Here is an 11,112-nt window from a genome sequence, read left to right on the forward strand (position 1 = left end):
TACCTGCAATGACCTCAACCACTCCCTTCCCCGCCGACCGTACAGTCGTGCTGACCGGCGCGGCCTCCGCCCGCGGCATCGGCCGAGCAGCGGCCGACCGCATGGCCAGCGAAGGCTGGTCCATCGCGATCCTGGACATCAACGCCGAGGACGCCAAGGCGGCCGCCGCGGAGATCGGTTCCAACCGGGCCGTGAAGGCCATCGGTGTCGGCGCCGACGTTTCCGACGCCGCGTCCGTAGACCGGGCGATCACCGAGATCGAAGAGTCGCTGCCGCCGATTGTCGCCCTGGCGAACCTGGCAGGCATCAGCTCTCCGACGACCTTCATGGAAACCACCGTGGAAGAGTGGGACAAGGTTTTCGCGATCAACATGCGCGGAACTTTCATCGTTTCCCAGCGGGTGCTCAAGGGCATGATCGAGCGCAAGCTTGGACGCATCGTGAGCATCTCCTCCATCTCGGCACAGCGTGGCGGCGGCACCTACTCCAAGGTTGCCTACAGTGCCTCCAAGGCCGGAATCATCGGCTTCACCCGTGCACTGGCCCGCGAAGTCGGCGAGTTCGGCGTCACTGTCAACGCCATCGCCCCCGGTCCGATCGACACCGACATCATGGGCGGCACCCTGACCGAAGAGCGCAAGGCACAGATGTCCGAAGGCATCATGATGGGCCGCGTCGGCACCCGGGAGGAAGTGGCTGCACTCATCTCCTTCCTGCTCGGCAAGGACTCCGGCTACATCACCGCCGCCACCTATGACATCAACGGCGGGCTCCAGGTTTCCTGACCCGGTCCCACCAGCAACGCCCTGGAAGTGCCCCGCGGCCGGCTGCGGGGCACTTCCGCGTCCAGCACCGGTTTGGGGCGTCAGCCCGGCCTGCTTCCCAGGCTGGCACGGCTCGCTAGGCTGGCATCATGAACCCCTCCGGCAGCCTGAACCCCAGCCCGCGGACCCTCGACGTCGAGAGCCTTTCCGGATTCGACCAGCTGGTCCGCGCCGGAGCCCGGACGATGCACGGCTGGCACGCGCAATCACTGGACCTGCGCGGCAGGGCTCCGGCGCTCGCTGCCTTGGACGCGGAAGGCGCCATCTTCCTGGGCTGCACGTTCGATCCCGGAGTGGAGGACTCGCTCCGCCGGCGGGGCGCCCTGATTTTTCCGAAGCTGGAGGGCGTGCCGTTCAACGCCTACCGCGGACAGCTCTACACGCCGCAGGAGCTCTACGCCGGAATCCAACACACCCCGTATGAGGCAACGCCGGATGCGCTGGTGTACCAGTGGAGCATGCGGCCCGGCCAGCGGCACCGTCTCGACGCCACTCTGGCGGCCGCCCTGCACGACCACGCCATCGGCGATGCACTGGAGGAGCTGTCCCACACGGTCCTCGACGGCGGGCGCATGATCGTCGGCGTCATGGGTGGCCATGCAGCCCAGCGGGGGAGTGCGGGCTTTGCCGACGCTGCAAGGCTGGGCAGGCTTCTGGCCCGCGGCGGACGGACGGTGGCCACCGGGGGCGGACCGGGGGCCATGGAGGCGGCAAACCTCGGTGCCTACCTCAGTGAAATGCCAGAAAAAGATCTCCGGGAGGTCATCGCCGAACTGGCCGCTGTCCCCGGCTTCCGGCCCTCAGTGTCTGCGTGGGCACGTGCCGCGGCAGCCGTCGTCGAACGGTTTCCGGGCGGAACGCTGTCGCTGGGCATCCCCACCTGGTTTTACGGCCACGAACCGCCCAACTACTTCGCGACCCACATCGCCAAGTACTTCGCCAACGCAATCCGGGAAGCCATACTCCTGGAGCTGTGCAAGGGCGGGATTGTGTTCCTGCCCGGGTCGGCCGGGACCATCCAGGAGATATTCCAGGATGCGTGCGAGAACTACTACGGCGCACCCGAAACCATGACACCCATGGTGCTGGTGGGCCGGGAGCATTGGGAACACCGGTATCCGGCCTGGCCCATGCTGCAAAGCCTGGCCGCCGGCAAGCCGATGGAGCAGCGGATCTTCCTGGTGGACAGCGTGGAGGAGGCGCTCGCGGTGCTGGGCACGTGACCGCCGCTGCCCGCAGATGAAGCACTTGGGGGCACTTGCCGCTTACAGGTCCTTCCGGCAGGGGGCCTTGCTCAGCGCCTGCAGGCCGTTGAGATCCCCAGCGGCCAGGCCGTCAGGCGTGCCGATCTCGGGGTACATCAGCTGGACGGGGTCGTCCACGTGCTCAAGGCCCATGACGTGGCCGAGTTCGTGCAGGATGACGGCGGTGGCGTAGCCGGTCCCGTCAATGCGGTGCAGCTCCGCGCCAATCTGTGGCGCGTCGAGTTCGAGGCTGCCGGTGACGAAGCTCTTGGGACCGTCCCCAAAGCTGAAGTGCGTGCTGCCTCCCGTGCCGATGATCTGCCCCTTGAGCTTGGGGGCTGCCTCGGGGGTCGTCCAGCTGATGAGCAGCGGCGCCCACCTCTCTCCATACGTTCCGGGCTGGTACGGGGAGCGCTGGGCCGACGGCTGCTCGTCGGTGGCGCCGTCGTTGACGAACCGGATACCCGTCGCGCGCGAAATGGTCCGGATAGCGTCGTGAACCAGCCCGGCCGCGCCTTCCGGGGCAAGGTCAGCGTTCACGACATAGTGCAGCGGCCGGCACGGTGAATAGCCGACCGGCGTGCCGTCGTCGTTCGTGGCCAGGAACTTATACGAATCGCTCTGGTTCGGCGGCGCCTCCGGTGTTCCGAGCGGTTCGTCCGCTTCCTCGAGACCGGGTGGCGGTGCGAGCTCGCTGCGGTCGGCCGCCCCGGCCTGTGAGCCTGGCTCCCCGGCGTGCCCGGTGTTGCCGGGGTGTGCAGGCGTACCCGTCTTAGGATCTTCACTGCCGGCGCCCAGACGGAACTCCAGCAGGCCGGCGAGCCGGGGATCCCAGTAGGCGAGCCCGGTCGCCACGAAGGCGGCACAGGCCATGACGGCGATGAGGACCAGACTGCGGATGAACCGGCTGGCGGCGCGCGCGGATCCGGAATGGCGTGGATGCATGCGGTGGCGGTGCCCGCTGTTCCCGTTCCGGGGTTCGCCGGAGGATACGGGTGCGCGGGTGCCTTCCCCGCTCGGCTCCTCCACTACGGCGTCTCCGGGAAGCGGAGGCCTCCCCGATGCCGCGTCATGCGATTACGGCGCCGAACGCCATGCCCAGCAGGTAGGTGACGCCGGCGGCGCCCAGGCCGATGGCCAGCTGACGAAGACCCCGGGTCAGCGGAGAAGTGCCGGACAGCAGGCCGACAATGCCGCCGGTTGCCAGCAGGGCAATGCCGACCAGCACTGCGGCCACCACCAGGGCGCCGGTGCCGGTCATGCCGAAGAGGAAAGGGATGATGGGCACGATCGCGCCGGAGGCGAAGAAACAGAAGCTGGACAGTGCCGCACCCCAGGCGGTGCCCACCGCCTCGTGCTCGTCCGCCGCCCGGGGGAGTTCAGGCTGGAGCGAGAGGCTCGGATCGCAGTCGCAGCTGAAGAGGCCCATCCGTTCCGCCACCCGGTGCTCGGCGGCTTCCCGGGACATGCCCCGGGCCAGGTACACGAGCAGGAGTTCGTTGTGCTCAATATCCAGCTGCGGCGCCGCGGCGAGGGTCACCTGGGTGGGCCGGGTGGCGGCGAGGAGCTCACGCTGCGAACGGACGGAAACGAATTCACCCGCACCCATGGAGAATGCGCCGGCCAGCAGGCCCGCGATGCCGCTCAGCAGGACCACGGTGCTGGTCACGCCCGTGGCGGCCATGCCCATCACGAGCGACAGGTTGCTGACCAGTCCATCGTTGGCGCCGAAAACGGCCGCCCTGAAGGTGCCTGCCAGCCGGTTGCGGCCGCGGGTGGCCAGGCCGCGCACCACTTCCTCATGGATCTGTTCGTCCGCTGCCATGGCCGGTGTCGCGGATGGATCCCTGGTATAGGGGGAGCGTCCCTCAGCGCGTTGCGCCAGTGCCAGCACGAAAACCGATCCGAAGTGCCGGGCGAGGAAGCCCAGCAGCCGGCTGCGGGCGGAGGCGCGGCGGGGCTTTCCCGCCTGTCCGCCGAGGAGCTTTAGCCAGTGTGCCTCGTGGCGGCCTTCGGCCTCGGCCAGGGCCAGGAGGATGGCGCGTTCTTCGCCGGTGCGGCTCTGCGCGAGATCCCGGTAGACGGCAGCCTCGGCTCGTTCGTCGGCCAAGTACTGACGCCAGCGTTTGACGTCGGCCGCGCTCGGGGTGGTTCCGGATGAGGCGTCTACACCGGCGGCGGTTTCGCTGAGGGGGTCAAATTTTGCGTGCTGCGACACGGGAACTCCTGGACTCGATGAGGCATGCTTGGCCCCACTGCACGCCCAGCATACCCCGCAATTCCGGGGATTTTGGGCCGGTGGTCCTCAGTCGAAAGTTTAGGGAACCCGTAATTCTGCCGTTCTTTTAGGGGTTTCCGGCCAGCCTGCCGCGCGGCCCTTGACCCCCTGCAAGGGTGGTGTTCTGATGAAAACGTGCCTCGCTGACGGAGGGCACGGAAGTTCAATCACACGGAGGTCTGCATTATGAACACCACCGGATCACACCCCGAGCCCGACGCCCGCCGCACCATCGAATCCGATCCCGCCTATGACTTCGCCGAGGACGTGCCCGTGGACGAAGACTGGGATGCCGAAGATGAGTTCCTCGATTCCGAGGAACGGGTTGTGCCCGTCGCACCGCCCGCGGTGGACGAGGACGAGCGGGTAGTGGCGCTGGACGCGGACGAATTCCGTGACGACGAAGACTACGAAGCATAACGCTCCACTCGCGTAACGCCCGACGGCGGTGCCTTCCCCTCGAAGGGAAGGCACCGCCGTCGGGCGTTAAGTCGTGCGAGCCGATGGCTGTCCTGTCAAAAACCAGGGGTTGGCTGCTAGCTGGCCACGGCGGGAACCGGCACTTCCTCGGATTCCTGGCCAGCCACGCGCCGGTACCAGTTCCGCATGACAGATGGATCCGTGGGCTTGGTCAGCAGTGAGACGGCCACGTACACCAGGGCGGATGCCAGCAGACCGAAGTAGATCGGTTCGTTGGCGAAGATTCCGTCCAGCGGGGCCTTCGCGTTGACTTCCAGGACGATCATGGTGCCGAGCGTGATCACTGAACCGACGGCCATCGATGCTGCTGCCGCCACTCCCGTGCCGCGCTTCCAGACGAGCCCGCCGAGGATCGCGACAAGCAGGCCGCCCACCAGGATGTCGTACGCGATGGTCAGCGCAGCGACCACGTCCTTGGTGATGATGGCGATGAGGATGGCAATGATGCCGAGCCCCAGCACCCACATGCGGTTTGCCTTGACGTCGTGCTCGGGATTGTCCGAGTCGTCGGTGTTGATGGTCTTGCCGAACCAGCTGGCCACGAACGGGAGGACGTCGGCACGGGCTACCGTTGCCGCGGCAATCAGGGCGCCGGACGCGGTGGACATCATGGCTGCCACGGCGGCGGCAAGCACGAGGCCGCCGATGCCGACGGGCAGCAGGTTCTGCGCCACCTCGGCGTAAACGACATCCTTGCCGGCGGTGGCGACGTCGATGTCGGGCAGCGCGACGCGGGCGCCGAGGCCGATCAGTGCGCCGGCTGCGCCATAGAGGATGCAGTAGATTCCTGCCGTGGCGCCGCCCCAGCGGGCCACCCGGGGCGTCTTGGCGGTGAAGACGCGCTGCCAGATGTCCTGGCCGATCAGCAGGCCCAGGGTGTAGACGACGAAGTACGTGATGATGGTTTGCAGGCCGATGCCATCGATCTGGAAGAAGCTGGCATCGACGCGGCTGCGGATGCCGTCGAGGCCGCCGGCCGCATTGAGCGTGAAGGGCAGCATGAGGATGAAGATGCCGACCGTCTTGATGATGAACTGGACCTGGTCGGCGAGGGTGATGGACCACATGCCGCCAATCGTGGAGTAGACCAGCACGATGGCGCCGCCGATGGCGATGGCCAGCGCCCGGTCCCAGCCGAACAGCACCACGAAGATGGTGGCATAGGCTCCCGTGGACGTGGCGCAGAGCATCAGCGTGTACGCCAGCATGACGATGCCGGACGTCTGGGTGGCGTGGCTGCCGTAGCGGAGCGACAGCATCTGGGAGACGGTGTAGATCTTCAGCTTCTGGATGGTGCCGGCAAAGAGCAGGCTCAACGCCAGCACACCGGTCCCGATGGCCACCACGAGCCACATGCCCGAGATGCCGAACTTGTAGCCGAGTCCCACGCCGCCCACTGTCGAGGCACCGCCAAGGACGACGGCCGCCATGGTCCCCGTGTAGAGGAAGGGCCCGAGCCTGCGCCCGGCCACGAGGAAGTCACTGTTGTTCCTGGTGCGGGACTTGCCCCACCAGCCGAAGGCCAGCATCGCGGCCAGGTACGCCACCACGATGGCGATATTGACGATATTTGCATCCATGATGTTGGGGCTCCTTGGAGCTCTGGCAGCTTTGCGGCAACCCGGGGGAGGGCAGTTGGGTGCACGGGTTGCGCTGCTCGGAGGGGAAACTGAAGGGATTCGTTCCTGTTGCTTCGTAGGCAACAGTTGTTGCTTCAAAGCGTAGGCTGTGATCGGAGTAACAGTCAAGACGCAATCCTGTGTGACGGGCTACCTGCCGCATCTGATCAGCGGCGTGCCGCTAGTATGGCTCCAAAGATGGGGCCGAGCGGCCGGCCGTGAAAGGTTCGTAAATGAAGGCACTTCCAGTTGAGCCGAGCAATGTTCCGGTTGCCATCGGTTCAAGAATCCGTGCCGCACGACAGTCTCAGCGGCTCACGATTGAACAGGTGGCGGACGCCACCGGACTGACAAAAGGTTTCCTGAGCCGTGTGGAGCGGGACCTGACCTCGCCCTCGGTCGCGTCACTGGTGACTCTGTGCCAGGTCCTGTCCATCTCCATCGGCGATCTGTTCGCCGCGCCGGAAACCCACCTGACAAAGCGCGACGCCGGCCCCCGCATCTCGCTGGGCGGCGAAGGGATCGTTGAGCGGCTGCTGACCGCCCGCTCGGAGCGTCGGCTCCAAATCATCCAGGCTGTCATTGAGCCGCGCGGGCGCGGCGAGTCCGAGCTCTACGCTGTTGATTGCGACGTCGATGTGCTGCACGTCATTAAGGGCACCATCAAGCTCATCCTCACCAATGAGGAATACGAACTCCACAGCGGTGACACTGTCACCTTCCCGGGCCGAGAACCGCACACCTGGGCTAACCCCACGGATGAGTCCGTTGAGGTGCTGTGGGTCCTGGTTCCTGCCGCCAGCCGCTAAGGTCTGCTGGCCGGTCCCGCTTCTCCCGGTTGCGCAATCGTGACTGTTGCGTTGGAAACGCCGGCGTTACGATGAGCGCACGGTAGCGCTTCACCGGGCATTGCATATTGGGGGAAGCATGGGCAGTCGCCAGCGCTTGTTTTTGTCCGCATCGATCGCCGTTGCCCTGGGGCTGAGTTCATGCGCAGCGGGGGGTTCCGGGCCCTCGGAGGCGTCTCCAGGTACAACCTCGCCGTCGGCTTCCGCGGCCCTGACGTCCACGCCGCCGGCCGCCCCCGCGGCCTCCTCGGCCGCCCCCTCTGCCCCCGCTTCCTCTCCAGTGGCGCCTCCCGCCGCGCCGTCCTTGACGCCGTCGCCCCAGTCGGTGGCGCCGTCGCCTCGGTCCGCCGTCCCGAATCCGACGCCTTCTGCTCGGGCAGCCCTGAAGAAGTTCACCTTTCCTGATGGGCATGTGTCCTTCTCGTACCCCGCCGCCTGGACGGTGCGCGTCGTCCAGGCGCCCTACCTCGACGAAGCGGGCCGCCGCGCTTCCCGCGAGGCGATCCTCGCGGACGCTGCGGGCAACGACCTGGTGTCCATTACCAGCGGCATGTACGGCGACGGCGCCGCGGGGCCCGTCGTACGAACGGTTCTGGACGCGGAGCCTGTGCCTGGCCTGGTGAACACCGCCGGGGAGCAGGCCGCTTTCGGCTTCATCGCCGACGAAGTCTCCGGCTACTGGCATTTCTCCATGGGCATTCGCAGGGGTGAGGAGTTTAGTCCTGGCTTTGCAAGCTCCGGCTCGCCGCAGTTCCTGCTGCCCAATGGTGCGCTCGTGGCCAGGGTGATTTTCGAGGATGTGGCCTTTCCCAGCCTCGATGCGGCCAAGGCGTGGATGCGCACCGGGCAGTATGCCCAACTTCGGGCGCTCCTGCTGAGCGTCCGGTATGTATAGCTTCCGGATCTCGTAAACAGATGATGCACATTAGGCAACTTTGAGTATATGATGGGTGTCACACCCACCTTTTATCCTCGAAGGAGAGGCGTTCCTTTGGAAGAGCTGCGCATCGAGGCCAACGGCAACCTTGGCCCCATCGATTCATCCCGTATTCCCCGCTATGCAGGAGCGGCCACCTATGCCCGGCTGCCCCGCCTGGACCAGGTGTCCAAGGCGGACATCACGGTGGTCGGTGTCCCCTTCGACTCCGGTGTTTCATACCGTCCCGGCGCACGGTTCGGCGCGAACCACGTCCGCGAAGCCAGCCGTCTGCTTCGCCCGTACAACCCGGCCTGGGATGTCAGCCCGTTTGAGAACTGCCAGGTGGCGGATGCCGGCGACATGGCCGTCAACCCGTTCAACATCAACGAGGCCATCGAGACCGTCCAGCAGAACGCCCTGGACCTGACTGCCGCCGGCAGCAAACTGATGACCCTCGGCGGGGACCACACCATCGCGCTCCCGCTGCTGCGCGCCGCGGCGGAACGTGCCGGCGGCCCGATCGCAATGCTGCACTTCGATGCCCACCTGGACACGTGGGACACCTATTTCGGCGCTGAATACACGCACGGCACCCCGTTCAGGCGGGCGGTCGAGGAGGGCATCCTGGACACTGAGGCCATCAGCCACATCGGCACCCGCGGTCCGCTGTACGGCAAGAAGGACCTCGACGACGACCACCGCTTCGGGTTCGGCATCGTCACCTCGGCCGACGTCTACCACCAGGGCGTCCTCGAGACCGTCGCCAAGGTGCGCGACCGCATCGGCAACCGCCCGCTGTATATCTCGGTAGACATCGACGTCCTGGACCCAGCCCACGCGCCCGGCACCGGCACCCCCGAAGCCGGCGGCATCACCAGCCGGGAACTCCTGGAAATCATCCGCGGCTTCCGCGGTATGAACCTCGTCGGAGCCGACGTCGTTGAAGTCGCCCCCGCGTACGACCACGCTGAAATCACCGGCGTGGCCGCCAGCCATGTCGCCTACGAACTCGTCACTCTGATGGCGGACAACGCCGTCGAAGGCAAACGGTTCGGGGCAGACACAGGCTACGCCGCCCAGGCCTTAGGACAGGAAGTCCGCCGCCCGGCCGGGTTCTCGGCTTCCTCACCGCTGGCCGAGCCTGTCGACGCCACGACCAGCCATCAGGCCGCGGGGGCGCTCAAGTGATCGATTTCGATCCCGGGACAGCAGCCCCCACCAAAGGCACGGAAGTCCGCAACGGCGGGGATCTCGTCGTCGAGACCCTCGAAGCGCTCGGTGCCAAAACGGTCTTCGGGATCCCCGGCCAGCACGCGCTGGGCCTGTTTGATGCGATGGGCCGCGGGAACCTGCAGTTCGTCTCGTCGCGTGTGGAGAACAACAGCGCGTTCGCCGCGGACGGCTATTCGCGTGCCACGGGGGAGGTGGGCGTGCTGTTCCTGTCCACCGGTCCCGGCGCGCTGACGTCACTTGCCGGGCTGCAGGAGGCCTATGCCACCGGCGTGCCGATGGTGGTCGTTGCCAGCCAGATCCCGCTTGAGGGCCTGGGCGCGCGCCGCAAGGGGATGCTGCACCAACTCGACGACCAGAAGGCCTCTGCCGCGAACGTCACCAAGAGCCAGCGCCTCATCCAGCACGCCTCCGGTATTCCATCAGCCATCCAGGATGCGTGGACCGAAGCGATCTCCTCGCCGCAGGGCCCCGTCTGGCTCGAGATCCCGCAGAACGTCCTGCTCGACCCCATCATGGTTCCCCCCGTCGAGGACGCGCTCGCCGAAGCCGCGGACAACCCGCCGCGTGTCGAGCTGGTCCGCGAAGCGGTCAAATGGCTGTCGGCGGCGGAACGTCCCGCCATCATCGCCGGCGGCGGCACTCGCCGCGGCAGGGCAGAGAAGTCGCTGCTCTCCATTGCGGAGAAGCTGCGCGCCCCGGTCATCTGCACCCCCGGCGGCAACGGCGCATTCCCCTGGAACCACGAGTTGTCGTTGCAGTCCTGGATCGAGGACCGGCACATGACGGATGTGCTCGAGGATGCGGACGTCCTGATCGTGATCGGCTCCTCACTGGGCGAAGTCACGTCCAACTACTTCACCTTCGAACCGCGCGGCAGGATCATCCAGATCGACGCCGAACCCCGGGTCCTTGAATCCAACCGGCCAGGGCTGGGCATCAGGGCCGACGCCGGACAGGCGCTCGCGGCCCTGGACGAGGCACTGGCCCGGGTTGAGAATGTCGAAGCAAACTGGCACGGAGTGTCGCCCGAGGAGCTGGTCCGGGGATCCCTGGCGAAGGTTCGCGGCAGGCTCGAGTCCCAGGACCTCGGCAAGGAACTGAAGTTCATGGCCGACATCCGTGAGGCCGTTCCTGCCGACATGCAGACCTTCTGGGACATGACCATCTCGGCCTACTGGGCCTGGAGCTGCTGGGACGCCCGGGAGGGCCAGTTCCACTCCGCCCAGGGTGCCGGCGGGCTCGGCTACGGCTTCCCGGCGGCAATCGGGGCAGCGGTGGGCCTCGAAACCGTGGGCAAGTCCCCTGCTTCGGCGCGTGTCCTCGCTGTATCCGGCGACGGCTCGGCCATGTACTCCATCGCGGAGCTGGCAACGGCCCGGCAGCACAACGTCCCGGTCACCTGGCTGATCGTGGACGACGGCGGCTACGGCATCCTGCGCGAGTATATGGTGGGGGCCTTCGGCAAGGCCACGGCCACGGAACTCGCCCGCCCCGACTTCGTGAAGCTCGCCGAAGCCTTTGGCGTTCCGGCCACCCGGGTGGCTCCCCAGAACGTGGGGGACGCACTGAAGGCTGGCTTCGCCTCGGACGGACCGAACGTCGTCGTCGTCGAAACGCTCCTCAAGATGTTCGCCCCGACCCACCTGACCCCCTAACAACCGCAACAA

11 protein-coding genes are annotated in these 11,112 nt (G+C 66.7%); 7 read left to right on the plus strand and 4 right to left on the minus strand.

Translation table 11 applies throughout. The features are described 5' to 3' along the window. Positions 1 to 8 precede the first annotated feature (8 nt). Both J7E80_RS08445 and J7E80_RS08450 read left to right on the plus strand, forming a co-directional pair. A complete protein-coding gene (locus J7E80_RS08445) occupies positions 9 to 785 on the plus strand; it encodes an SDR family NAD(P)-dependent oxidoreductase (protein WP_215051019.1) in 777 nt (258 codons plus the stop codon). Positions 786 to 913: 128 nt separating this feature from the next. After that, positions 914 to 2,047 carry an LOG family protein gene (locus tag J7E80_RS08450; protein WP_215051020.1) on the plus strand — a complete coding sequence of 378 codons (1,134 nt, stop codon included), beginning with the start codon at positions 914 to 916 and terminating at the stop codon, positions 2,045 to 2,047. A gap of 42 nt (positions 2,048 to 2,089) precedes the next feature. Here J7E80_RS08450 and J7E80_RS08455 read toward each other — a convergent pair whose 3' ends face one another. Both J7E80_RS08455 and J7E80_RS08460 read right to left on the minus strand, forming a co-directional pair. Continuing rightward, the gene (locus J7E80_RS08455) at positions 2,090 to 3,013 is read right to left on the minus strand and encodes a matrixin family metalloprotease (protein WP_215051021.1); all 924 of its coding nucleotides are present in this window, start codon (positions 3,011 to 3,013) and stop codon (positions 2,090 to 2,092) included. Positions 3,014 to 3,137: 124 nt separating this feature from the next. Next, on the minus strand, positions 3,138 to 4,286 hold the full coding sequence (locus tag J7E80_RS08460) for a VIT1/CCC1 transporter family protein (protein ID WP_215051022.1): 1,149 nt from the start codon (positions 4,284 to 4,286) through the stop codon (positions 3,138 to 3,140). A 246-nt stretch (positions 4,287 to 4,532) separates the two neighbouring features. Here J7E80_RS08460 and J7E80_RS08465 point away from each other — a divergent pair, with 246 nt between their 5' ends. Beyond that, a complete protein-coding gene (locus J7E80_RS08465; RefSeq protein WP_215051023.1) occupies positions 4,533 to 4,766 on the plus strand; it encodes a hypothetical protein in 234 nt (77 codons plus the stop codon). A gap of 116 nt (positions 4,767 to 4,882) precedes the next feature. On the opposite strand, the gene J7E80_RS08470 is transcribed toward J7E80_RS08465, so the two are convergent. Next, positions 4,883 to 6,406 carry a sodium:solute symporter gene (locus tag J7E80_RS08470; protein ID WP_215051024.1) on the minus strand — a complete coding sequence of 508 codons (1,524 nt, stop codon included), beginning with the start codon at positions 6,404 to 6,406 and terminating at the stop codon, positions 4,883 to 4,885. A gap of 272 nt (positions 6,407 to 6,678) precedes the next feature. Between J7E80_RS08470 and J7E80_RS08475 the strand changes: the two genes are divergently transcribed. Continuing rightward, on the plus strand, positions 6,679 to 7,254 hold the full coding sequence (locus tag J7E80_RS08475) for a helix-turn-helix domain-containing protein (protein WP_215051025.1): 576 nt from the start codon (positions 6,679 to 6,681) through the stop codon (positions 7,252 to 7,254). Positions 7,255 to 7,344: 90 nt separating this feature from the next. Here the strand turns inward: J7E80_RS08475 and J7E80_RS08480 are convergent, their stop codons facing one another. Next, positions 7,345 to 7,689 carry a hypothetical protein gene (locus tag J7E80_RS08480; protein ID WP_215051026.1) on the minus strand — a complete coding sequence of 115 codons (345 nt, stop codon included), beginning with the start codon at positions 7,687 to 7,689 and terminating at the stop codon, positions 7,345 to 7,347. Between the two features lie 16 nt (positions 7,690 to 7,705). On the opposite strand from J7E80_RS08480, the gene J7E80_RS08485 reads away from it, so the two are divergent. The 3 genes from J7E80_RS08485 (at position 7,706) to J7E80_RS08495 (ending at position 11,100) form a co-directional block, all read left to right on the plus strand. Further along, positions 7,706 to 8,188, plus strand: coding sequence for a hypothetical protein (locus J7E80_RS08485; RefSeq protein ID WP_215051027.1), 483 nt, complete (start codon positions 7,706 to 7,708; stop codon positions 8,186 to 8,188). Positions 8,189 to 8,284: 96 nt separating this feature from the next. Further along, positions 8,285 to 9,400 (plus strand): agmatinase, encoded by a 1,116-nt coding sequence (speB, locus tag J7E80_RS08490; RefSeq protein WP_215051028.1) that lies wholly within the window; start codon positions 8,285 to 8,287, stop codon positions 9,398 to 9,400. After that, positions 9,397 to 11,100, plus strand: coding sequence for a thiamine pyrophosphate-binding protein (locus J7E80_RS08495; RefSeq protein ID WP_215051029.1), 1,704 nt, complete (start codon positions 9,397 to 9,399; stop codon positions 11,098 to 11,100). Before speB ends, J7E80_RS08495 begins: the two co-directional genes overlap by 4 nt. The last annotated feature ends 12 nt before the right edge of the window (positions 11,101 to 11,112 follow it).

The organism is Arthrobacter sp. ISL-28 (genome assembly GCF_018613875.1).
Classification (GTDB): Bacteria; Actinomycetota; Actinomycetes; order Actinomycetales; family Micrococcaceae; genus Arthrobacter.

What these genes read in the sequence shown, in the direction of transcription:
- J7E80_RS08470 (WP_215051024.1), bottom strand. Translation starts at nt 6,406, where the DNA reads ATGGATGCAAATATCGTCAATATCGCCATCGTGGTGGCGTACCTGGCC.
- J7E80_RS08450 (WP_215051020.1), top strand. Translation starts at nt 914, where the DNA reads ATGAACCCCTCCGGCAGCCTGAACCCCAGCCCGCGGACCCTCGACGTC.
- J7E80_RS08475 (WP_215051025.1), top strand. Translation starts at nt 6,679, where the DNA reads ATGAAGGCACTTCCAGTTGAGCCGAGCAATGTTCCGGTTGCCATCGGT.
- J7E80_RS08465 (WP_215051023.1), top strand. Translation starts at nt 4,533, where the DNA reads ATGAACACCACCGGATCACACCCCGAGCCCGACGCCCGCCGCACCATC.
- J7E80_RS08455 (WP_215051021.1), bottom strand. Translation starts at nt 3,013, where the DNA reads ATGCATCCACGCCATTCCGGATCCGCGCGCGCCGCCAGCCGGTTCATC.
- J7E80_RS08445 (WP_215051019.1), top strand. Translation starts at nt 9, where the DNA reads ATGACCTCAACCACTCCCTTCCCCGCCGACCGTACAGTCGTGCTGACC.